The 23,137-nt window shown below is 26.5% G+C and carries 20 protein-coding genes; 17 read left to right on the plus strand and 3 right to left on the minus strand.

All coding sequences use genetic code 11. The features are described 5' to 3' along the window. Positions 1–145 precede the first annotated feature (145 nt). The 3 genes from VJI77_RS06625 to alr are packed head-to-tail and all read left to right on the plus strand — an operon-like array spanning position 146 to position 3,934. Positions 146–1,525 carry a GTP pyrophosphokinase gene (locus VJI77_RS06625; protein ID WP_009372810.1) on the plus strand — a complete coding sequence of 460 codons (1,380 nt, stop codon included), beginning with the start codon at positions 146–148 and terminating at the stop codon, positions 1,523–1,525. Then, the gene (locus VJI77_RS06630; protein WP_009372327.1) at positions 1,525–2,748 is read left to right on the plus strand and encodes an NAD(P)H-hydrate dehydratase; all 1,224 of its coding nucleotides are present in this window, start codon (positions 1,525–1,527) and stop codon (positions 2,746–2,748) included. The genes VJI77_RS06625 and VJI77_RS06630 overlap by 1 nt, the downstream gene beginning before the upstream one ends. 4 nt (positions 2,749–2,752) lie before the next feature. Beyond that, positions 2,753–3,934, plus strand: coding sequence for an alanine racemase (gene alr / locus VJI77_RS06635; RefSeq protein ID WP_009372268.1), 1,182 nt, complete (start codon positions 2,753–2,755; stop codon positions 3,932–3,934). A gap of 70 nt (positions 3,935–4,004) precedes the next feature. Here alr and rodA read toward each other — a convergent pair whose 3' ends face one another. Further along, positions 4,005–5,105: a rod shape-determining protein RodA gene (rodA, locus tag VJI77_RS06640; RefSeq protein ID WP_009354246.1), complete on the minus strand. Its 1,101-nt coding sequence runs from the start codon at positions 5,103–5,105 to the stop codon at positions 4,005–4,007. Between the two features lie 124 nt (positions 5,106–5,229). Here rodA and VJI77_RS06645 point away from each other — a divergent pair, with 124 nt between their 5' ends. The 3 genes from VJI77_RS06645 to VJI77_RS06655 all read left to right on the plus strand — a co-directional run bounded on the left by VJI77_RS06645 (position 5,230) and on the right by VJI77_RS06655 (position 7,244). Continuing rightward, entirely contained in the window at positions 5,230–5,631 is a 402-nt protein-coding gene (locus VJI77_RS06645; protein WP_323988821.1) for an ATP-binding protein, read from the plus strand. 137 nt (positions 5,632–5,768) lie between these two features. Next, positions 5,769–6,716: a flotillin-like protein FloA gene (gene floA / locus VJI77_RS06650; RefSeq protein ID WP_313961000.1), complete on the plus strand. Its 948-nt coding sequence runs from the start codon at positions 5,769–5,771 to the stop codon at positions 6,714–6,716. Positions 6,717–6,728: 12 nt separating this feature from the next. After that, the gene (locus VJI77_RS06655) at positions 6,729–7,244 is read left to right on the plus strand and encodes a hypothetical protein (protein WP_293440044.1); all 516 of its coding nucleotides are present in this window, start codon (positions 6,729–6,731) and stop codon (positions 7,242–7,244) included. 95 nt (positions 7,245–7,339) lie between these two features. Here VJI77_RS06655 and VJI77_RS06660 read toward each other — a convergent pair whose 3' ends face one another. Continuing rightward, positions 7,340–8,176, minus strand: a complete 837-nt coding sequence (locus tag VJI77_RS06660; protein ID WP_323988822.1) for a hypothetical protein — start codon at positions 8,174–8,176, stop codon at positions 7,340–7,342. A gap of 409 nt (positions 8,177–8,585) precedes the next feature. Here VJI77_RS06660 and VJI77_RS06665 point away from each other — a divergent pair, with 409 nt between their 5' ends. The 6 genes from VJI77_RS06665 (at position 8,586) to VJI77_RS06690 (ending at position 14,683) form a co-directional block, all read left to right on the plus strand. Next, positions 8,586–9,425 carry a CvfB family protein gene (locus VJI77_RS06665; RefSeq protein WP_323988823.1) on the plus strand — a complete coding sequence of 280 codons (840 nt, stop codon included), beginning with the start codon at positions 8,586–8,588 and terminating at the stop codon, positions 9,423–9,425. Between the two features lie 13 nt (positions 9,426–9,438). Further along, positions 9,439–10,182 (plus strand): peptidylprolyl isomerase, encoded by a 744-nt coding sequence (locus VJI77_RS06670; RefSeq protein ID WP_323988824.1) that lies wholly within the window; start codon positions 9,439–9,441, stop codon positions 10,180–10,182. Position 10,183: 1 nt separating this feature from the next. Continuing rightward, complete coding sequence (locus tag VJI77_RS06675) at positions 10,184–10,819, plus strand: hypothetical protein (RefSeq protein WP_323988825.1); 636 nt, start codon at positions 10,184–10,186, stop codon at positions 10,817–10,819. Between the two features lie 93 nt (positions 10,820–10,912). Beyond that, on the plus strand, positions 10,913–11,137 hold the full coding sequence (secG, locus tag VJI77_RS06680) for a preprotein translocase subunit SecG (protein WP_009372563.1): 225 nt from the start codon (positions 10,913–10,915) through the stop codon (positions 11,135–11,137). 18 nt (positions 11,138–11,155) lie between these two features. Next, positions 11,156–13,165, plus strand: a complete 2,010-nt coding sequence (locus VJI77_RS06685; protein ID WP_009372809.1) for a sodium-translocating pyrophosphatase — start codon at positions 11,156–11,158, stop codon at positions 13,163–13,165. Positions 13,166–13,324: 159 nt separating this feature from the next. After that, positions 13,325–14,683, plus strand: a complete 1,359-nt coding sequence (locus VJI77_RS06690) for a hemolysin family protein (protein WP_009372387.1) — start codon at positions 13,325–13,327, stop codon at positions 14,681–14,683. A 73-nt stretch (positions 14,684–14,756) separates the two neighbouring features. Here the strand turns inward: VJI77_RS06690 and VJI77_RS06695 are convergent, their stop codons facing one another. Further along, positions 14,757–15,146, minus strand: a complete 390-nt coding sequence (locus tag VJI77_RS06695) for a GrdX family protein (RefSeq protein ID WP_009372836.1) — start codon at positions 15,144–15,146, stop codon at positions 14,757–14,759. A gap of 120 nt (positions 15,147–15,266) precedes the next feature. On the opposite strand from VJI77_RS06695, the gene dnaE reads away from it, so the two are divergent. The 5 genes from dnaE to VJI77_RS06720 all read left to right on the plus strand — a co-directional run bounded on the left by dnaE (position 15,267) and on the right by VJI77_RS06720 (position 23,134). Then, entirely contained in the window at positions 15,267–18,635 is a 3,369-nt protein-coding gene (dnaE, locus tag VJI77_RS06700; protein WP_323988826.1) for a DNA polymerase III subunit alpha, read from the plus strand. A 12-nt stretch (positions 18,636–18,647) separates the two neighbouring features. Then, positions 18,648–19,607, plus strand: coding sequence for a 6-phosphofructokinase (pfkA, locus tag VJI77_RS06705; RefSeq protein ID WP_009372843.1), 960 nt, complete (start codon positions 18,648–18,650; stop codon positions 19,605–19,607). A 9-nt stretch (positions 19,608–19,616) separates the two neighbouring features. Then, on the plus strand, positions 19,617–21,368 hold the full coding sequence (pyk, locus tag VJI77_RS06710; protein WP_323988827.1) for a pyruvate kinase: 1,752 nt from the start codon (positions 19,617–19,619) through the stop codon (positions 21,366–21,368). A 61-nt stretch (positions 21,369–21,429) separates the two neighbouring features. Beyond that, positions 21,430–22,143, plus strand: coding sequence for a sugar transferase (locus VJI77_RS06715; RefSeq protein ID WP_313960696.1), 714 nt, complete (start codon positions 21,430–21,432; stop codon positions 22,141–22,143). Next, positions 22,133–23,134, plus strand: a complete 1,002-nt coding sequence (locus VJI77_RS06720; protein WP_323988828.1) for a glycosyltransferase family 2 protein — start codon at positions 22,133–22,135, stop codon at positions 23,132–23,134. Before VJI77_RS06715 ends, VJI77_RS06720 begins: the two co-directional genes overlap by 11 nt. Positions 23,135–23,137 lie beyond the last annotated feature (3 nt).

Below are 23,137 nucleotides of genomic sequence, written 5' to 3' on the forward strand. Positions count from 1 at the left end.
TATTATAAATTAAAAAGAATCTATTTATTCAATTTATAAAAATAACATAGAATTATTCCGAAAATTATTAATATCTTTTAAAGCTATTTACATTGTAAATATTTGTAATCTATGGTAAAATAATTTTGTGATTGGAGGTGCTTTTTTGAAACTTGAAATTTTTCAGTTTTTAGAAAAATCAATTGAACATATGGATAATAATATGGATTTTATTTCTAATTCAGCTGATTCATTAAAAAAGTTTTTTAATGATATATTTTTGAATTGTGATTTTTTCATTAATACAACTGCTAGAATAAAAAGTGAAGATAGTATTAGAGAAAAATTGTTAAGAAATAATTATTATTATAAATATCCTAATCATAAAGTTGCAATAGAAAATTTACCAGATTTAATAGGAATTAGAGTTGAATGTAGATTTATTGATGATGAAAAGAAAATTTTTGATGAAATATCTAAAAATTTTACCATTGAGTTGGAAAATGGTTTTTACAGGAGCGAACTAAATTCTAATATAGAATTAAAACTGAGTGAAAAGCAGCCTACATTTCAAAAAAATGGTTTTGAAATATACAAAATTGATGGGAGATATGTAGTTGAAGGAGATTATTTTGTAAATTTTGAATTACAAATCAAGTCATTAGTAAATATATTTTGGGGTGAAATTGATCATAGTGTATTATATAAAAATTTCAATTATATGATTACTGAGGATTTTATTCGTTCTATAATGTTCTCAATTAAAGCTAATTTAACTATGATAGATAATCAACTACAAAGTGTATATAATCATTTAAAAAATGTTGAAGATAAAAGTAATTATGATTCTTCAAAAATTCATTTAAAAACTATTGTTTCAAAGATGGTTCACGATTTATATTCTGTAAAAATTAAAGAGAGTACAGGATTTGTTGTAGATTTTAAAGATTGTGCAAATATAATTGTAGATTATATATTTTCTAAAAATAAATTTCATAATTCTATGCGTTATGAAGACTATTTTGTTAGATTATTAAATAGACTTAGTAGTGCGAATAATAGAACTATTGTTATAGGAGAAACTTTTGAAATTTGTGATACAATCGAATTTAAAAATGATTTGTGCAAAAAATTTGGAACTGGATTATTAGAATTAGTAAATAAAGATTTTAAATGGAATTTGATTTTTTCAGTTATTCAAGATATTGAAGAAAATGATTTTTGTGAAGAATTTGTTTTATTTTCTGAATTTATAGTATTTGCTGTAGTTAAGAGAGTAAAACGTGCTGTTGATGAATTAAATATTTCAAATGAGGATAAGTCAAAATTAAAATGGGATATTTCATATGTTGTTATGGAATTTATTTGTAATTCATATTCTACTAACATTATTACTTTCAAAAGTATGAAGGATATTGAAAATAAAATAAGAAATTTCTTGAAAAATGTTGAAAAACCAGAAGAAATACTGGCTTTGAATTATGAAGATTTATATAATTCTTTAGAAAATGATTTTGTAAAAAAAGAAGTGGATGAATTTGAATAATGATTGGAATTGATATTTGCAGCATTTCCAGATTTAAAAATATGAAAAATTTGGAAAGATTTTTAAAAAAATATTTTACAAATGAAGAAATTACTTATATTATAAATACAGGTAACAGGGAAGAGACAATTGCAGGTATTTTTTCATTGAAGGAAGCTTTTGTGAAGGCAATTGGTACTGGATTTGGAAATATTTCACCTATTGATGTAGAAGTGATACATAGTTTTTCTGGCAAACCTGATATAATTATTCATAATGATATTTATAAAAAAATAGGAAGTATATCTTGCTCTATTTCTCATGATTCTGATTTTGCAATTGCTGTTGTTGATGTTACTTTTTTAAGCATAAAAGTAGATTTACAAAAAGTTTCAGATATGAAAAAATTAATGTTAAATAGAAAAGATGATGGCAATAAAGGTGATTTTGGAAAAGTTGGAATAATTGGTGGAAGTTTGGGAATGTGTGGTAGTGTTGACTTATGTGCTAGATCTGCTCTTCGAAGTGGAAGTGGATTAGTATATAATATATGCCCTAAATCTATTTCTAATATTTTACAAATTAAAGCAATTGAAAATATAATTCTTCCGATTTCTGATGATGGTAATGGTTGTTTTATTTATAAGTATATAGATGAAATTATTGAAAAAATAAAACACTTAGATGCTATAGCTATTGGTTGTGGATTAGGAAGAAATGAAGATAACACTAAAATTATTAAAATGATAATAAAGAATTTTCAAGGACCAATTGTAATTGATGCAGATGCTATTTTTTTCTTGAGAAATATTAAATCAGATATATTAAATAGAGAAAATATTATTATAACACCACATGAAGTTGAATTTTCTCGATTTTCATCTTATGATTTAAAAGTAATTAAAGAAAATAGATTGGAAGTTGTAAATAAATTTTTTGAAAAAAATTTAAAATATACACTAGTTTTGAAAGGTAAAAATACAATAGTTAAGTCAGATAAGAAGCTTTATGTTAATACCACTGGAAATTCTGGAATGGCAACTGCCGGAAGTGGTGATTGTTTAACAGGTATTATTCTATCTTTGGTTGGACAAGGACTAGATGCATTTAATTCTGCAAAACTTGGAGTTTTTATGCATGGATTAGCTGGAGATTTTGCTAAAGAGTCTTTAGGTGAAGATTCTTTAGTAGCATCTGATATAATAATGTTTTTACCAAATGCAATTAAATATATTAGGGAGTGATATTATGTATGAAAATCAATCATTGATTTTTGTTGATTTAGATAAATTAAAGAATAATTTTTTTAAAATAAAAGAAAAGACTAATGGTGCAAAAGTTGGTATAGTTCTAAAGGCTAATGCTTATGGACTTGGTGCTTGTACTGTTGCTGAATTTTTACAAAAACAAGGTGCGGATTATTTTTGTGTTGCAAATTTTTCAGAAGCCATGGAACTTAGAAAAAAGAGAATTAAACTACCTATCTTGATATTAGGTTATGTTCCTAATGCTTTATTTGAAAAACTGATAAAAAATAATGTTGAATTAACTGTATATAATATTGAAATGATAAGAGAATTAAATGAAATCTCTGCAAAATGTAGAAAAAAATGTAAAATTCATATTAAAATTGATACAGGAATGAATAGACTTGGGTTTTTAATTGATGATAAATTAAAGGGGTATTTAAAAGAAATTTATTCTATGAAACATATTATTGTAAAAGGAATGTTCTCGCATTTATGTGTTTCAGATATTGATGACTTTTCTTTTACTAAACTACAAGTTGAAAAATTTGAGAAAGTTAAGAAAATTCTTGAAGAAGAAAATCTAAAAATACCAATGTTACATATTGCAAATGATGGTGGGGTTTTGCTTCATAATTATTATTACGATATGGTAAGAGTTGGAATTGGAATTTATGGTCATTATCCATCAGAATATGTTAAAGATAATTCTAAAATAAAGATGGATACAGTTGTTAGTTTTGTAAGTACAGTAAGTAATATTAAATATATTCATAAAGGAGATACTGTTGGATATGGAAGAACTTTCTGTGCTGATAAAACTATTAAAGTTGCCACAATTTCTGTAGGTTATGCAGACGGCTATCCTTATGAGTTAAGTAATAAAGGTTATGTTATGATAAATAATAAAAAAGCTAACATTTTAGGAAAAGTTTGTATGGATCAAACGATGATAGATATTTCGGATATTGATGATGTAAAAATCGGAGATACTGTTTTGCTCTATGGGGAATATAAGGATATGAGACTTGATATTTTTGAAATAGCAAAAATAGCTAATACAAATGTTTATGATTTAATATGTCGAATAAATATGAGGATTCCAAGAGTTTATCTTGAAGGCGATAAAGTTGTAAGAGTTGTTGATTATCTATCAACTGAAAAAAATTACTACGAATTATAAAAGCTCAGTGCATTATAGCACTGAGCTTTTAAATATAATATAAAAAGTAAATAATATATGTAATAAGTATTTACATAAAATCTAGAGGTGTTTTTTCACAAGATATGGATAACACAATCCCCATAGCAATTAAGTTTACTAATTGGAAAGTACCTCCATAACTTAAAAATGGAAGTGGAATACCAGTTATAGGCATAAGACCAATAGTCATCCCAATATTCTCAAAAATATGAGCTAGAAACATTGCACATATTCCTATAATTAACATTTGATTAAATTTATTTGCTGTCTTCTTAGAAAGTCTTACAAATCTATATAACATTATTGTATATAATCCAATCAAAATTGTTCCTCCAACAAATCCCATTTCTTCAACAAAAACTGGAAATATATAGTCTGTTTGTTTTTCAGGGATAAAGTTAAATTGATTTTGAGGGCCTTTAAATAATCCTCTTCCTATAAATTTTCCTGATCCTGCTGCTATTTTGCCTTGAACAGCTTGATATCCTGTGTTTGTTATGTCTCTTTCAGGATGTAAAAAATTTAAAATCCTATTTTTTTGATATTGAGATAGGTTAAAATAAAAAATAGGTAAACTGGCTATAGCTGCTAGTAAAGTATATACTACTAGTCTTAAGCTTATTCCAGCTACAAATAGCATTGATCCAATTACTAATATAAAAACAAATGCAGTTCCAAAGTCTGGTTGCATTAAAACTAATCCAACAGGAATAAAAGCAAAAATCAAAACTTTTATTAGAGTTTTTGGTTCATTCAATTTGGAACTATTTTTTTCAATAACCGTTGCTAAACAAATAATCATTCCAAGTTTTACAAATTCAGAAGGTTGGAATGAAATAGGACCAAATTTAATCCAACTTCTTGCACCAACAGAATCCCCAGTACCAATTATAAGTACTAATACTAAAAGTATAATTGAAATTATATATATTGGCAAATACAATCTTTTCAAAAATTTAATATTTACTGCTATCAATACAAACATTAAGATAAAACCTAATATTGTAGCAATTATTTGTGATAACATAAAGTTTCTTTTCAAACTTATTGTTGCACTATATAAATTTACTAACCCTATTAATATAATTAAAATTAAAGAAATTAGTATAAATAAGTCAATTTTATATAAATTTTTATTCTTAAAAAACATATTAATCACCTCATAACGTATATATTATATTAAAAATTCTTCAAATATGCAAATAAAATATAAAAAATGTTAACAATTATTTTTGATTGGGTATATATTTGTTACTAGAAATTAGGAGATAAGTATGGACTTTGAATATATTAAGGTTATAAAAAGTGATTTAGATGATATTGATGAAGCGGTTTCTTTTGTTTTAGAAAAGTTATCAAGTGTTATTAGAGATGAAGAACTAATGTTCAATATTAGAATTGTTATAAATGAAATAGTGATAAATAGCTATGAACATGGTAATAAATGCAATAAAGAAAAGGGAATAAATTTAAAAGTCTGTGTTAATATGGACTGTATACATATAAATGTTAAAGATGAAGGAGATGGAATAAACTATATCTTTAATGAAAATAGAGATATTAATACGACAACCTCTGGTAGAGGTCTTAGGATTGTAAAACATTTAGTTGATGAACTCGAAATTAATAATAATGAAATTACTGCAAAAATAAAATGTGAGGGAAATGATACATAGAAATCAATTTTAAATTGGTTTCTTTTTTGTTGAATTTTTTGCAGAAAGTGATATAATATTATCATACACAATAGTGTAAATTAATAAAGGAGGGTTTAATTATGAGATTGTTACCACAAACAGTTATGAAAAGTTTAATGCCAACAAATAGTATAATTATTATTTTAGTTGTAGTTTTGGTGTTTGGTTTCTTTTATTTTGTTCCTGTAGGGCTTTGGATTACTGCTTTATTCAGTGGTGTTAAAGTTAAAATTTCTAATTTAATAGGAATGAAACTTAGAAGAGTTAGAGCGTCAAAAATAATTTATCCATTAATTAAAGCAACGAAAGCTAATGTTAAAATTAACATTTCTGAATTAGAAGCACATTATTTGGCAGGAGGAAATGTAAATAATGTTGTTGATGCTTTAATTGCTGCTCAAAAGGCTAACATCGAATTGACTTTTGAAATGGCAACAGCGATTGACCTTGCCGGACGTGATGTATTGGAAGCTGTTCAAGTTAGTGTAAATCCTAAAGTTATCAATACTCCAAAAATTGCAGCAGTTGCAATGAATGGTATTGAAGTAATAGTTATCGCAAAAGTTACTGTTAGAGCAGATATTTCAAGACTTATCGGAGGAGCTGGTGAAGAAACTATTATAGCCAGAGTAGGAGAAGGTATTGTTACTACTGTAGGTAGTGCTGAAAGACATAGTTTAGTGCTTGAAAATCCTGATGCAATTTCAGAAACAGTTTTGAAAAAAGGTTTAGATTTAGGAACTGCTTTCGAAATTTTATCTATTGATATTGCTGATGTTGATATTGGTAGAAATATAGGTGCTCAATTACAAGCTGATCAAGCAGAAGCAGATAAGAAAATAGCTCAAGCCAAAGCAGAAGAAAGACGTGCAATGGCAGTTGCAGTTGAACAAGAAAATAAAGCTAAGATTGAAGAAATGAAAGCTAAGGTTGTTGAATCTGAAAGTAAAATTCCGCTTGCGATTGCAAAGGCGTTTGAAGATGGAAATATTTCAGTTTTAGAATATGAAAAACTTAAAAATATCAAATCAGATACTAAAATGAGAGAATCACTTTCAGAATAGAGGTGAGTTCCTATGAAAAAAAATAAGAGTTTTCTATCTTTTATTGAGGATTTAAAATCAGAGATTAATGATATAAAAGCTCAAATAGATGAAGTAGGTAATGAAAATAAGAATAGTACTTTAAAAGCTTCTAGCAAACCTAAAAACAAGAAAAATAAGAACGCTAGTAAAAGTAATAAAAATCCAAATTATAGAATTAATAATTTTGATAATTACGAAAGTCCTGAGGGTTCTAGTGTAATGACTTCTAGTATAGAGGGTTCTACTTTAGAAAATGTTTCTTATGAAGGTAAAACAGTTATGACTACTTCTATTGAAGGTAAAAGTATTATGAATACTTCAATGGAGGGTCAAGGTCAAATGTACAATTCTCGTAAAACAGAAAGAGTAGCCTTGCGAAATGATATTCAACATTTTGATGAATTAATTGAAAGAAAAACCAAAAAATTTGTCATTAAAGGTAAAGAAAGCCTATCAAAAGCTATTCTCTATTCTGAAATTATTGGAAAACCTAAATCATTAAAATAATAGATTCGTAATTTCAATAAAATTTACATTAATTGGAATGATGAGAGTTTGTTGTTAAAAATAATTTAAAAAAGGAGACAATTGTGTCTCCTTTTTTAATCTATCTTTTCTAATGTTATATAATCTACTCCTGAAATTATTAGTTTCATTCCTTTTTCTAACTTTAGTTCATGAGATTCTTGTAAATTTATAACTGTTACTTTGTTTTCTTTTGATATAATCTTAATAATTGTATCTTTAGTAGTATTCGATAATTTGTAATGACCTTGTTTTAAATCATCTTCAATTGTAAATATTCCACTGGATAAGTTTTTAAATGTATCATATTTTATATTATCTTTAAAAATAATCCCTATTACATTTCCATTAAATTCAATGTTAGAATTATTTAGAACTTTTATACGTACATATCTGGGCTTTTCATTATCATTTAAAGTTTCTTCTAAAATTATTTTGTTATCTACATAGTACTTAAAAATTCCTTTTCCTGTGAGTTTTACTAAATAATTATCATATGAAAAATCTTTTTTATTAAGTTCAGTCTTAGAATTTTGATTTAATAATTTTTCTTCAACTTTTACATTACTTGAAGATTCATTTTTAAAATTTATATATTTCTTACCATAAAAATTTTCTATTTCTTCAAGTTTTGATAATATTTTTCTTTCAAACGTGATATCCTTTGAAGAGTCGTTTTTAAACTTATTATACTTTTCTAAAATTTTATTAAAAATTTTTTTATCATCGTCAGAAAAATCTCCATAAGGTTTTTCTAATACAGTTATTTCCTCAGCAGTTAGAGAAAATTGGGATGTTGAGTTCTTTATTTCATTATTTACTTTATCTACATTTTTGGTACCAGTTTTACTACAAGATGATAGTATAAAAATAGATAATAAAATAAAAACAAATCTCTTTCTTATATGAAACATTTTTTACTCCTTAATTAGTAATATTAATATATTTATTATACAACATTTTTATAATATTTCAAAATGAATTTTAAATTTTTATTATTATATGGTTACAAAAATTAACCTAATATGGTATAATTACAATAGCTTTACGCCGAATGGTAAAGCTAGTGTAATTTCACCATATTAACAATAATATAATAATCGGTAAGAAAATATGGTATAATTACTATATCTTTACGCCAGATGGTAAGGCTAGTGTAATTTCACCATATTGACAATAATACAATAATCACAAAGAAAATATGGTATAATTACTATAGCTTTTAGCTAGATAGTAAAGCTATTGAAATGTCAGCACAGTATAACATTGATAAAGATAAATAGAGATATTTAAAAAAATGGTTTAGTTATAAGAGGAGAAAATATGTATAATTTAGGTGAATTTCAGAAGTTGATTATAAAGCGTTTTAAAAATAACGGAGCTTATATAGGACTAAAAGATGTAAAAAATGAAAAACTTGATATATTGTTACCTAAGAAAGAAGTTTTAGAAACAGATAAAGTTGATGATGAAATTGAAGTTTTTGTTTATAAAGACAATCAGTCTAGGTTTGTTGCTACGAGGAAAAAGACAAAAATATCTTTAGGAAAATTAGAAACTTTAGAAGTAATGGATATTTCAAAAATTGGAGCTTTTTTGGATTGGGGTCTTGAAAAAGAATTGTTTTTACCTTTTAAAGAGCAAACTATGAAACTCGAAAAAGGAAGGAAATATTTAGTTGCATTATACATAGATAAATCAGAAAGACTTTGTGCAACAATGAAAATAAGAGATTATTTGACATCAGATTCTCCTTATAAGGAAGGTGAGTGGGTTGAAGGAATTGTTTATTCAATCCATAAAGACTATGGTGCTTTCGTTGCTGTAGATAAAAAATATGATGCTATGATTGAAAATAAAGATATTATTGGCGTGTTAGAAATTGGAGAACCTATTAATTTTAGAATTTCAAAAGTAAAAAAAGATGGTCGTTTGAATTTAGTTTTAAAAAATTTATCTCATGTTGAAATAAATGATAATGCTGAAATACTTTTTAATATTATTAAAGATAGAGGCGGTTTTTTGGATTTGAATGACAAAAGTGAACCAGAAAAAATTAAGGAAATTTGTGGTATGAGTAAATCATCTTTTAAGAAAGCCGTAGGAAGATTATTAAAAAATAAAAAAATTCAATTTGAAGGGAATGGAATTAAATTAATTTAAGGGGGAAATAATTATGGAAAGTAAAGTAATGGCAATTGTAAACGGAGTTGAAATTTTAGAAAGTGATATTGACAGATTTATAGAATTAATGGGAAATAGAGCAATGCCATATAATAATCCTGAAGGTAGAAAACAATTATGTGAAGAATTAGTTAAACAAGAACTTATAATTCAAGATTGTTATAATAGGAAATTAGATGAAAGTGAAGCATTTGTTAAAGAAATTAATGAAATTAAACGTTCAATTTTAGCAAAACATTTTTTAAATGAATTATTTGAAAATATTCATGCTACTGATGAAGAAATAAAAGAGTATTATGAAGAAAATAAAAATTTATTTAAGAGTAAATATACTTTTAAGGCAAAACATATTTTAGTTGAAAGTGAAGAAAAAGCTAATGAACTAAAAGATCTTTGTGATAAAGGAGAAGAATTTGAAGAATTAGCTAAAGAACATTCTATGTGTCCATCTAAAGAAGTAGGTGGAGATTTAGGAGAATTTAGTCAAGGTCAAATGGTATTAGAATTTGAAAATGCATGTATAGATGCAGAAGTTGGAAAAGTTACTGCTCCTGTAAAAACACAATTTGGTTATCATTTAATTAAACTTGAATCAAAAACAAATCCTGAACAATTAGATTTAGAATCAGTTAGAGATGAAATTGAGAAAAGTATAATAAAAGCCAAAGAACAAGTAGCTTATGTGAAAAAAATGGATACTTTAATGAAAGATAGCAAAATAGAAAGAAATTATTAAAATGTATTTTTTAGGTGGAATACTTAGTGCAGTTGTTTGTTTATTAGTTTCATCAATAGATTTGAAGTTTTTAAAAGAAAAAGAGGTAATAAAAATCTCGATTAACAATATAAAGAAATATTATAATTTATTAAATTTTATATTAATATTCCTAACAAACATATATTTAATGTCATTATTTTTTTATAATGATATATTATATATGATAAATTTACTTTGTTTCTTATGTCTGTACATTTGTGCATTTACTGATATTATATGTAAAAATATTTTTGTAAATATCATTATGGCTTTTCTAGTTCCAATTACAATATTGAATATATATGGAAATTATATTAGATTAGCTACTTTAGGGTTAATTTCAGGAATAATTTTGTATGGAACTATTTATATAGTATCAAAATTAGTTTATGGAAAGGAAGTATTTGGAATAGGAGATATTTATGCATTATCTTTAGTAGGAATTTCAACAGATTGGTATACAGTTTTTTATATTGGACTATTTACTTTTATAATAGCGGGACTTTTTTATTTAATAAAGCTAATTATTATAAAAGATATAGAAGCTTTTAAACATCAAGAAATACCATTAATTCCATTTATATTATTTAGTTATTTATTTTTAATTTATTTTTAGAATCAACTTAAAAATCAATATTTTAAGTTGATTTTTGCTTGTAAATGTGTTATTATAAGTAGCAGGTTAAATAAGAATGTTCGGAGGTGTATAATGCAAGTTTTAATGGAAATAATATTATTCGTTGCTAGTATTGTTATAATATTAGCAGTGTTAATGCAAGAATCTAAGTCTGACGGTGTTGCGTCTTTAACAGCTGAAACAAATATTTCTGGAAAAGGCGGAAAAAAATCTAAAGATGCTGTGTTAAGCCAAATTACTATTATAGCATCGGTTGTGTTTTTTATAGTAGCTATTGCTATGGCTGCGATTAAATAAAAAATTTAGGAGGAAAAAATGGATACTAATTTGATTTTTTATTGTGCAATTGCCGTTGGTGTTGTTGCGCTAGTATTTGCTTATATTAAATATTTAAGCATTACAAAAATTGAACCTGGTAATGAAAGAATGAAAGAAATATCAGGTTATATTCAAGAAGGCGCTATGGCTTTCTTAGTTCGTGAATATAAGTATTTAGCTATATTCGTTGTTGTTGTTGCAATTATTTTAGGGGTAGCCATTAATTTACTTACAGCAGTTTGTTTCTTAGCTGGCTCAATTTGTTCAATTTTAGCAGGATATTTCGGAATGAAAGCTGCTACTAAAGCAAATGTTAGAACTGCAAATGCTGCTAAAGAATACGGAATGGGAAAAGCACTTCAAACTGCATTTTCAGGGGGAGCAGTAATGGGACTTTCTGTAGTTGGATTAGGTATTCTAGGGATGACAGTTTGCTACTTCTTAGTAGGAGACGTTAATATTGTAACTGGATTCAGTTTTGGTGCTTCATCTATAGCATTGTTCGGAAGAGTAGGTGGTGGTATTTATACTAAAGCTGCTGACGTTGGTGCTGACCTTGTAGGAAAGGTTGAAGCTGGAATTCCTGAAGATGATCCAAGAAACCCTGCTGTTATAGCTGATAATGTAGGAGATAATGTAGGGGACGTTGCTGGTATGGGAGCTGATCTTTTTGAATCTTATGTAGGGTCTATACTTTCTGGTATTACATTAGGTTCTGTTGCTTTTGGTAAAGAAGGTATTATATTTGCGTTAGCTCTTGCTGCAGCTGGTATCTTAGCATCATTAGTTGGACTATTCTGCGTAAGAGGGGATAAAGATCCACAAAAATCTTTAAATATGGGAACTATTGTTAGTTCAGTATTAACTATTATAGTTACATATTTCTTAAGTAAACAAATTTTAGGAAATAACTCAGCATTTATTTCTTCAGTTGCTGGTATTTTAGTAGGATTAATTATTTCTCAATTTACTGAATACTATACTTCAGGAGATAAAAAACCTGTTCAACATATTGCAGAAGAATCAGAAACTGGTTCATCAACTAATATAATTTCTGGTTTAGCTGTTGGAATGAAGTCAACTGCTGGTCCTATTGTAGTAATAGCAATAGGTATTTTAGTATCATATATGGCATCAAATGGATTTGCTAATGCTGGTCAAGGATTATATGGGATTTCTGTTGCTGCTATAGGTATGCTTTCTACTTGTGGTATGACTATTGCTGTTGATGCTTATGGTCCAATTGCCGATAATGCTGGTGGTATTGCAGAAATGTGTGAATTACCTCATGAAGTTAGAAATATTACAGACAAATTGGATTCTGTTGGTAATACTACAGCTGCTATTGGTAAAGGATTTGCGATTGGTTCAGCTGCCTTAACTGCTTTAGCATTGTTTGCATCATATACTCAAGCAGTAGGATTGGAAAAAATAGATGTTACTAAACCTCAAGTAGTTGCAGGAATGTTCATTGGTGGTATGTTACCATTCTTATTCTCAGCTTTAACTATGGAAGCTGTTGGAAATGCTGCTAATGAAATGATTCAAGAAGTTAGAAGACAATTCAAAACTATTCCTGGAATTATGGAAGGAACTGGAACTCCAGATTATAGAAAATGTGTTGATATTTCTACAATGGCAGCGTTAAAACAAATGATTATTCCTGGATTATTAGCAGTAGTAGTTCCAGTATTAGTTGGTATTTTAATTGGAGCAGAAGCTCTTGGTGGATTATTAGCTGGATCTTTAGTTACAGGTGTTTTAATGGCAATCTTTATGTCAAATGCTGGTGGAGCATGGGATAATGCTAAAAAGTACATTGAAGAAGGTCATCATGGCGGTAAAGGTTCAGATCCTCATAAAGCAGCGGTTGTTGGAGATACTGTAGGAGATCCATTTAAGGATACTTCAGGTCCATCATTAAACATTTTAATTAAGTTAATGACTGTAGTAGCATTAGTATTTGCTCAAGTTATTTTAAACTATGGTGGAATGTTAATAAAATAATTATAATAATATGTTTATGTAAAAAGTGTATTTAAAATACACTTTTTATTTTTTTATAAATTATTATTGTTTTTTATATTTGAATAAAAAAATTTGTATTTGCAATATTTTTAAATTTTTGATATAATGCATTTGATAAATAAATTTTAGGAGGTTTTTATGGATAGTGGACCCGAGGTCTATTTTCAGATTTTTATTTTAATTTTATTAACTTTAGTTAATGCTTTTTTTGCTGCATCTGAAATGGCAATAGTTTCTATGGACAAGAAAAAGTTATTAACTTTGTCAGAACAAGGAAATAAGAGAGCAATTAAAGTCGAAAAACTTTTAAAAGAGCCTTCGAAGTTTTTATCAACTATTCAAGTTGGTATCACTTTTGCTGGTTTCTTTACTTCAGCTTCTGCTGCAGTTGGACTATCAGATAAGTTTGGGAAAGTATTATCAAATTTATCAGTTCCTTTTGCATATAGAGTTTCTTTTGTTTTAATTACAGTCATATTGGCATTCTTTAGTTTAGTATTTGGTGAACTTGTGCCTAAAAGAATAGCATTACAAAATGCAGAAAAATTCGCTTTATTTTCTGTTGGGACAATAAATTTTGTTTATAAAATAATGAGTCCGTTTGTTTATTTACTATCTTTATCTACTAATATAGTGTTAAAGATTTTTTCAGTTCCTACAAGTGGAGTTGAAGCACAGGTTACTCTAGAAGAGATAAAATCAATTGTTGAAGTAGGACAAGAACAAGGAATAATCAATCCTACAGAGCGAGAAATGATAGATGGTGTTATATCTTTTGATGATGTATTAGCTGAAGAAGTAATGACAGCAAGAACTGAAGTATTCATGATTGATATTGATGAACCTGATAAAGATTTTGAAACTTTAATGCAAATGAGATATTCAAGAGTACCAGTTTATGAAGATGATATTGATAATATAATTGGTATTTTATATATTAAAGACTTTTTCTTAGAAGCATATAAAGTAGGATTTGATAATATTGATATTCGTTCTATTTTAAGACCAGCTTATTTTATTCCAGAGCGAAAAAATATAAATGATTTATTTCTTGAACTTAAAAATTCAAGAAATCAAATGGCTGTATTAATTGATGAATATGGTGGTTTTACGGGAATTGTCACTATGGAAGATTTAATTGAGGAAGTTATGGGTGAAATTGATGACGAATATGATAAGAAAACTAATCCTTCAATCAAAAAGATAGATGATAGACATTTTATTGCAACTGGAGCATGTGAAATTGAGGATGTAAATAATGCTTGTAATTTAAAACTTGATGAAAATTCAGAAGATTATGATACATTAGGTGGTATGCTTATGTATCTATTAGGATATATACCTAATGATGGAGAGAAGCTTACTGTTGAAGATAATGGTGTTATTTATAATATATTATCTATTTATGAACATAGAGTTAAGAAAGTTAGAATAATTCTTCCTAAAGAAGAAGTTGTAGAAAAGGATGAAGATGAAGAAAAAAATTCTGACGAATAATTTTTAATATCTATAATTATATATAATAATTAAAAGCCCACATTATTAAAAATGTGGGTTTTTTAGTATTAATTTATTCTATTCCTAATTTTTCAATAGTTTGTACTAATATGTTACAATCCACATATCTAAAGTCTCTTAGAACTCTATCTATCCATAGAGGCGTTTTCATATTGCTTTGAAATTTTTTGTATGTTTCAATAGCTTCATCGATAATTATAATTCCATTAACATCAAGTTCTTTTGTTTTAGTAATTAATATAGATCTGTATGGTGTTTCATTAGGTTTTATACTACCACAAAGAGGATGGGTTGAAAGCTCAAATCCATCTTGAAGTTTTTTCTTAACTATATCTAATATGTCTCCATATGTATATTTTTCATCAAATATTATGTCTAAATCTTTCTTATTTTTCACTTTTTCATATAAGTCAATATTATTAGTTACCAATGTAAATTTCATATCAATTCTCCCTTCGTACTATAAAATTGTATCATAAAAACATAAAAATATAAAGCGATTAGGTAAAATATATTTAAAAAATTCTAAAAATATGGTAAAATCAATAATGAGGTGATAATTTTGGCTAATGATTTTGTACATTTGAATGTTCATACTGAGTATAGTTTGTTGAACAATTATAATCCAATGGAAAAATTAATAGATAAAGCTAAAGAATTAAATTTTAAAGCTATGGCTATTACAGATTATAACAATATGTATGGCGTTATTGATTTTTATAAAAGATGTAAAAAGAATTCAATAAAACCTATTATAGGTTGTGAGCTAACTTTGTCATACCCAAATAATGAATTTTATAATATAATATTATTAGCTAAGAATAATCAAGGATATAAAAATTTATGTAAATTAGTGTCAAATTTATATGTTATTGAAAATAGAAATAGAGAATATATAACATTTGATGAATTAGAAAAATTCTCAAAAAATTTAATATTAATTGTTGGTTCCAAAAGAAGTTTTATTAGAAAATGTCTATATTTAGATGATACTTTAAATGCTAAGAATGAAATTTTAAATTTTAAAAGTATATTCAATAAAGAGGATTTATTTCTAGAATTGAATTTTCATTTTGAAGAAAATGATGAGTTAATGATAAACAAATATTTGGAACTTGCAAATGAAGTAAACGTTGAGACTGTTGTAACTAATGATGTTCATTATTTAGAAAATACAGATTTTAATTTATTTAATATAGCAAGATGTATATCAAAAGGTATTTTATTATCTGAACTTAAAGAAGATACTTTTACTCAAGCAGAATACTATTTAAAAAGTGAAGAAGAAATGTTAAAAATATTTTCTCAATTAAAAGATTCTATGTATAATACTAAAATGATTGCTCAAAGATGTAATGTTGAATTTGACTTTTCAAAGTATCATTTACCTGAATATAAAGTACCTGATGGAGTTAGTACAAAGGAAGATTATTTGCATAGTATAATCATAGAAGGTATGAAAAAAAGATATGAAAATATAACTGATGAAATTAAAAAAAGAGTTAATTACGAATTTTCAGTAATAAATAAAATGGGATTTACTGATTATTTTCTTATTGTTTGGGATTTTGTAAATTTTGCTAAAAAAAATAAAATTCCAGTTGGACCGGGTAGAGGTTCAGGTGCAAATTCAATTGTTGCATACTGCTTGGAGATTACTGATATTGATCCAATAGAATATGAATTAATATTTGAAAGATTTTTAAATCCAGAAAGAATTTCAATGCCTGATTTTGACATAGATTTTTGCAACGAAAGAAGAGAAGAAGTCATAGACTATGTAATTAGAAAGTATGGGAAAAATCACGTTTCACAAATTGTTACCTTTGGAACTATGAAACCAAGAGCAGCAGTAAGAGATATTGGCAGAGTTTTAGGTTATAAATTATCAACTGTTGATAAGGTGGCAAAACTTATTCCAAATAATTTAGACGTTACTTTTAAAAATGCATTAAAAGATAGTTTGGAATTAAAAAAGTTATATGACGAAGATGTAAATATAAAAAAACTTATTAACACTTCTGAAAAATTTGAAAAATTTCATAGACATATATCAATACATGCAGCGGGTATTGTTATAACTAAGGAAGAACTTACAGAGTATGTTCCGCTAGCTAAAAGTGGAGATAATATAGTAACACAATTCAATATGATAGAGTTGGAAGAACTGGGGCTTCTAAAGATGGATTTTTTAGGACTTAGAACTCTAACAGTAATTGATGATACTATAAGACTTATTAAAAAAAATTACAATAGAGAGATTGATATTGAGAAAATATCGTTAAGCGACAAGAATGTTTTAAATTTATTTAAGACAGCTGATACAATTGGCATATTTCAATTTGAAAGTACAGGTATGAGATTATTCTTAAAAGATTTAAAAGCAGATAATTTTGATGAGTTAGTTGCTGCAAATTCTCTTTTTAGACCAGGTCCGATGAATCAAATACCTAATTACATTAAAAATAAAAATAATCCTAATAGTATTCGATATTTGGATAAGCGTTTAGAAAAATATTTAAAATCCACTTATGGAATTATTGTATATCAAGAACAAGTTATGCAGATTGCAAGAGAATTAGCAGGATATACTTGGGGTCAAGCAGATAATTTGCGAAAAGCCATTGGTAAAAAACATATGGATATAATGGAATATAATAGGAAGATATTTATTTATGGTCTAGATGATTTAGATGGAAGCATTAAAATTAAAGGTTGTGTAAGAAATGGTGTAGATGAGAAGCTTGCTCAAAATATTTTTGATTTAATAGTTGAGTTTGGTAACTACGCTTTTAATAAATCACATAGTGCTTGCTATTCATTAAATGCGTATAGAACTGCTTATTTAAAATATTATTATCCATTAGAATATATGGTATGTCTTTTAAATTCTGTTATAAATTATGAAAGACAATTTTTCCAATATTTTCAAGAAATTAAAAGGATGGGAATAAAGATTTTACTTCCAAGTGTTAATTATAGTCACTATAAGATAAGTACTGAAAATAAGTGTATGAGAATTGGTTTCTCCCAAATTAAAGGATTTAATAGGCTTTTAGCTAAAGATATTGAAGAAGAAAGAAAAAATGGAGAGTTTAAAAGTTTTAAAGAATTTTTAGAAAGATTGAAAAATTCAAAGAATATGAGCTTGCAATCAATTGAGAATTTAGTAAAGTCTGGAGCTTTTGATGAAATTGAAGAAAAAAGAATTGAAATTTTAAATTCTTTAGAGACATTATTTACTCAAATAGTATCAAAAAGCAAAAACGAATTATCTGGTCAACTTTCCTTAATAAGTTCAGATTTTATGCATGAAAAATATGTTAAGTCTGAAAAATTTTTAAAAGACGATTTGTTAGAATATGAAAAAGACGTTTTAGGATTTTATATTTCTTCACATCCGTTAGATGAATATAAAGAATATATTAAGTCTAAAAATAGTATGAAGTTAATTGATTTAAAAGTTTTAGATAAAGGTATCTATAATGTAATAGTTTATATTAACTCTATTAAACTTAGAAGGAATAAAAAAAATAAGATGCTAAAAACAATTGATGTAGAAGATTTTACAAGTAGTATAGAGATTTTAGATGTTAAAGATTTAGATATTATTAAAGGAAAAATTTATGAAATATCGATTAAAGTTTCTATAAATTCATTTGGGAATACTAATTTTACTGTAATTGATGCTAGAGAAGTAGATAGTATATATTCTAAGAAACTATATATAAAAATTGAAAATTTTGATAATAATATAAAGAAAAAATTAAGTGAATTTTCTGAAAAATATGGTGGAATAAATAATGTAATTTTGTATATAACTAGCAATCATAAAACTTTAAGATTAGAAAATAAGTTTGATTTAAAAAATGAAAATTTAATTGTTGAATTAGAAAATATTTTTGGAAAAGATTGTTTTCGTATCAATTAATGGAGGTATAATTTGAAAAAAATTGCTATTCTTACTAGTGGTGGAGATTCTCCAGGAATGAATCCAGTAATAAGAGCTGTTGTAAGAACATGTATATATCATAATGTTAGAATATATGGTGTAAAATTTGGTTATGATGGCCTTATTAAAGGAAATATTTTTGAGATGAATGTATCTAGTGTTGCAGATATAATTCAAAAAGGTGGTACTATATTAGGTAGTGCTAGAAGTAAAGAGTTTATGACTAAAGAAGGTCAAGAAAAAGCAGTTAAAAGCTTAAAAGATAATGGTATTGAAGGACTTGTAGTTTTAGGAGGAGATGGTACTTTTCGTGGTGCTAATGTTTTAAGTAAATATGGTATAAAGACTATTGCTATACCTTGTACTATTGATAATGATATGGGATATACTGATTATACAATTGGATTTTTCACTTCAGTAAATACAGTTATCGACGCTATTTCAAAACTTCGTGATACATCTTCTTCTCATGGAAGAGCTAATATTTTAGAAGTTATGGGAAGAAAATGTGGTGATATTGCTCTAAATTCTGGATTAGCTGGTGGAGCTGAAAGTATAATAGTTCCAGAAGTCGATTTTGATATAGATAAAGTTTGCAATAAAATTATATCTGGTAGGAAAAGAGGTAAATTACACCATATCATAGTTTTAACTGAAGGTATTTTAAGCCCTTATGAGCTTAAAAAACAGATTCAAGAAAAAACTAAAATTGATACAAGGGTTACTGTACTAGGACATATCCAAAGAGGAGGTACTCCAAGCTCATTTGACAGAATAATAGCAAGTCAAATGGGAAGTATGTCTGTTAAATTATTGTTGAAAGAACAAACTAATTTAGCTTTAGCTTTTAAAAATAATAATATTGAGTATATTACTATAGAAGATGCTGTATCTAGCAAAAAAATATTTAATAAAGATTTATATGATATAGTTGATGAACTATCTATTTAGGAGAGAATTATGAAAAAAACAAAAATAATATGTACAATTGGGCCTGCTTCAGATTCAGTTGAAAGTTTAAAAGAATTAATGCTTAGTGGAATGAATGTTTGTAGATTAAATTTTTCACATGGAAGCAAAGAAGAACATCAAGTTAGAATTGATAATATAAAAAAAGCAAGAGAAGAGTTAGATTTACCTATAGCAATAATGCTTGATACTAAAGGTCCTGAAATAAGATTAGGTAAATTTAGTATTGATGAAGTTATTCTTAAAGCGGGAGATTTTTATACCTTTACAATTGATGAAGTTTTAGGAAATCAAGAAATTTGTTCTGTTTCTTACAAACTATTACCAAATGATGTTAAGGTTGGTGGTACAATTTTAGTTGATGATGGTTTAGTTGAAATGGAAGTTATTTCTAAGACAGATAAGGAAATAAAATGTCTAGTTAAAAATAATGGAGTAATCAAGAGTAATAAAGGTGTAAATATACCGAATGAAATAATAAATTTACCATCCATTACGGAAAAGGATAAGTCTGATATTTTATTTGGAATACAAAATGATTTAGACTTTATTGCAGCTTCATTTGTAAGAAAACCTGAAGATGTATACGAAATTAGAAAAATTTTAGATAATAACAATTCTGATATTAAAATAATTTCTAAAATAGAAAATCAAGAAGGCGTTGAAAATATTGATAAAATTATAGAGGCTTCTGATGGAATAATGGTTGCCAGAGGAGACTTAGGAGTTGAAATTAAAGCAGAATTTATTCCAAAAATACAAAAAGAAATAATTAGAAAATGTAATTTAGTAGGAAAACCAGTAATAACTGCAACACAAATGCTTGATTCAATGATTAGAAATCCAAGACCAACAAGAGCAGAAGTTACAGATGTAGCAAATGCGATTATAGATGGAAGTGATTGTATTATGTTATCCGGTGAGACTGCTGCTGGAAAATATCCAAAAGAAGCGGTTAAAGTAATGAATAATATTGCAATAACAACAGAAAATTCTTTTGATTTTCAAAATAGTATAAAAAGCAAAAATAGACAAGATATTTTAAATACTATGAATTCAATAAGTTTGTCAACAAAAGAAATTGCTGAAAATTTAAGAGCAAAAGCTATAATTTGTGCTACAGCTTCTGGAATTACTCCTATTTCAATTTCTAAATTTAGACCATTTGTTGATATTATAGCTGTAACTTATTCTGAGAAAGTTAGACGAAAATTACAAATTTTTTGGGGAGTTACTAGCTTGATTTCTAAGAAATCTGAACATACTGATGAAGTTATTGAACGTTCTATATCAGCAACTTTAAATGCAAACTATATTAGTGATGGAGATACAGTTGTTTTAACTGCAGGTATTCCTGTTGGTGTTGCAGGAACAACAAATTTAATTAAAGTTCATACTGTTGGGAAAATTTTGATAAAAGGCTTTGGGATTGGAAAAGATTCGGTTACTGGAAAAGCTTGCCTAATAAACAATGAAGACGATTTAAAGAACAAATTTAAAGATGGAGATATAATTGTTTCAAAATTTACAGATAGAGAATATGTTGAGTTTATTGATAGAGCATCAGGAATCATAGTTGAAACAGGAGGACTGACTTCTCACGCTGCAATTATTGCTTTACATTTTAATATTCCAACAATTATAGGAGCTGAAAATGCTACTAATATGATTAAAGATGAACAACTTGTAACAATTGATACTGTAGGTGGATTAGTTTATGATGGAGATGTTAAAGTTCTTTAATTTTACTTTATTTTAAATATATGTTATTATATTACAGACGTTTAATTAAGGAGAAAATATTTTGATAAAATTTGAAGATTTACCAAAAGAATTTAAAAATGAATCTGTAAAAAAGTACTACGAAATAGTATCAAAAAAAAGATTAAGTTTATTTTTTAAAAGAGTATTTGACATTATTTTTTCCATTTTAATTTTATTGATTTTATTTATTCCAATTGTTGTTATTTCAATAGCTATAAAATTAGATTCTAAAGGGAGTATTTTTTATAGGCAGGAGAGAGTTACAAGATATGGTAAAAAGTTTAAAATTTTTAAATTTAGAACAATGGTATCTAATGCTGATAAAATTGGAACACTTGTAACTGTAAAGGAAGATTCTAGAATAACAAAGGTTGGAAAGTTTTTAAGAAAATATAGATTAGATGAATTTCCTCAAATTTTTAATATATTATCAGGAGATATGAGTTTTGTAGGAACTAGACCAGAGGTTACAAAATATGTTGATAGATATTCAGACTATATGTTTGCCACTTTGTTATTACCTGCAGGTCTTACTTCATACTCTAGCATAAATTATAAAGACGAGGATGAAATAATATCAAGTCATTTAGATGATGAAACTAGTATTGATGATATATATATAAATTATATTTTGCCTGATAAAATGAAGTATAATATTGAATATATTGAAAGATTTTCTTTTTGGTATGATATAAAAATTATGTTTAAAACATTTTTATCTGTTTTTTTGGGGAGGAAAAATAATGAAAGTTAGTATAGGGGTAGTTGCCTTAAATGAAGAAAAGACTTTACCTTCTCTTTTTGAAGATTTTAAAATGCAGACATATCCGCATGATGAAATTGAAATAATTTTAGTAGATGGAATTTCAACGGATAATACAAAAAATATAATGCAAGATTTTAAAGAAAATAATGATTTTATGGAAGTTAAAATTTTAGATAATCCTAAAAAAATTCAATCTGCTGGATGGAATATCGTTATAAAAAATTTTACGGGAGATGTACTTGTTAGAATTGATGCACACTCCTCAGTCCCAAAAGATTTTATAGAAAAAAATGTTAGAAATATAGAATCAGGAGAAGATGTTTCAGGTGGAAAAAGGCCCAATATAATAGATGATAATACAGGATATAAAAGGATGCTTTTAGAAGCAGAATCATCGATGTTTGGAAGCGGAATTGCACCTTTTAGAAATGCATCTGGGAAAAAATATGTAAAGTCAATGTTTCACGCAATGTATAAAAGAGAAGTATTAGAAAAAGTGGGTTTCTTTAATGAAAAATTGTTAAGGACAGAAGATAATGAATTCCATTATAGAATAAGAAAAGCAGGATACAAACTTTGCTATGATGATAATATTATTTCGTATCAGCACACTAGGAATTCACTTTCTAAAATGATTAAACAAAAAAAAGCCAATGGTATGTGGATAGGACTTACGACTGCTGTTTGTCCTGAGTGTCTAAATTTATATCACTATATTCCTTTTGCTTTTTTAGTTGCTCTTTTTATATCAATTATTTCACTATTTTTTACCAAATATTTATTTTTGTTGGTATTTGGATCTTATCTAATAGTGAATGTTTCGATGTCTTTAAGTTCAATTATAAAAGGAAAATTTAATGTTTATAATTTATTACTTCCAATTGTATTTTTCCTTTTACATATTAGTTATGGATATGGAACATTAGTAGGATTTTTAAAAATCCCTTCATTTTTAAAAACATATAATAAGGAGGACTAGACT

It is taken from the genome of Parvimonas sp. D2 (assembly GCF_035282635.1).
Lineage (GTDB): Bacteria > Bacillota > Clostridia > Tissierellales > Peptoniphilaceae > Parvimonas.

Bases quoted from the DNA above. Each gene is read 5' to 3' on its own strand.
- VJI77_RS06685 (WP_009372809.1), top strand. From the start codon at position 11,156: ATGGATACTAATTTGATTTTTTATTGTGCAATTGCCGTTGGTGTTGTT.
- VJI77_RS06665 (WP_323988823.1), top strand. From the start codon at position 8,586: ATGTATAATTTAGGTGAATTTCAGAAGTTGATTATAAAGCGTTTTAAA.
- VJI77_RS06655 (WP_293440044.1), top strand. From the start codon at position 6,729: ATGAAAAAAAATAAGAGTTTTCTATCTTTTATTGAGGATTTAAAATCA.
- VJI77_RS06690 (WP_009372387.1), top strand. From the start codon at position 13,325: ATGGATAGTGGACCCGAGGTCTATTTTCAGATTTTTATTTTAATTTTA.
- alr (WP_009372268.1), top strand. From the start codon at position 2,753: ATGTATGAAAATCAATCATTGATTTTTGTTGATTTAGATAAATTAAAG.
- VJI77_RS06630 (WP_009372327.1), top strand. From the start codon at position 1,525: ATGATTGGAATTGATATTTGCAGCATTTCCAGATTTAAAAATATGAAA.
- pyk (WP_323988827.1), top strand. From the start codon at position 19,617: ATGAAAAAAACAAAAATAATATGTACAATTGGGCCTGCTTCAGATTCA.
- secG (WP_009372563.1), top strand. From the start codon at position 10,913: ATGCAAGTTTTAATGGAAATAATATTATTCGTTGCTAGTATTGTTATA.
- VJI77_RS06660 (WP_323988822.1), bottom strand. From the start codon at position 8,176: ATGTTTCATATAAGAAAGAGATTTGTTTTTATTTTATTATCTATTTTT.
- VJI77_RS06675 (WP_323988825.1), top strand. From the start codon at position 10,184: ATGTATTTTTTAGGTGGAATACTTAGTGCAGTTGTTTGTTTATTAGTT.
- VJI77_RS06720 (WP_323988828.1), top strand. From the start codon at position 22,133: ATGAAAGTTAGTATAGGGGTAGTTGCCTTAAATGAAGAAAAGACTTTA.
- VJI77_RS06695 (WP_009372836.1), bottom strand. From the start codon at position 15,146: ATGAAATTTACATTGGTAACTAATAATATTGACTTATATGAAAAAGTG.
- VJI77_RS06645 (WP_323988821.1), top strand. From the start codon at position 5,230: ATGGACTTTGAATATATTAAGGTTATAAAAAGTGATTTAGATGATATT.
- floA (WP_313961000.1), top strand. From the start codon at position 5,769: ATGCCAACAAATAGTATAATTATTATTTTAGTTGTAGTTTTGGTGTTT.
- rodA (WP_009354246.1), bottom strand. From the start codon at position 5,105: ATGTTTTTTAAGAATAAAAATTTATATAAAATTGACTTATTTATACTA.
- VJI77_RS06670 (WP_323988824.1), top strand. From the start codon at position 9,439: ATGGAAAGTAAAGTAATGGCAATTGTAAACGGAGTTGAAATTTTAGAA.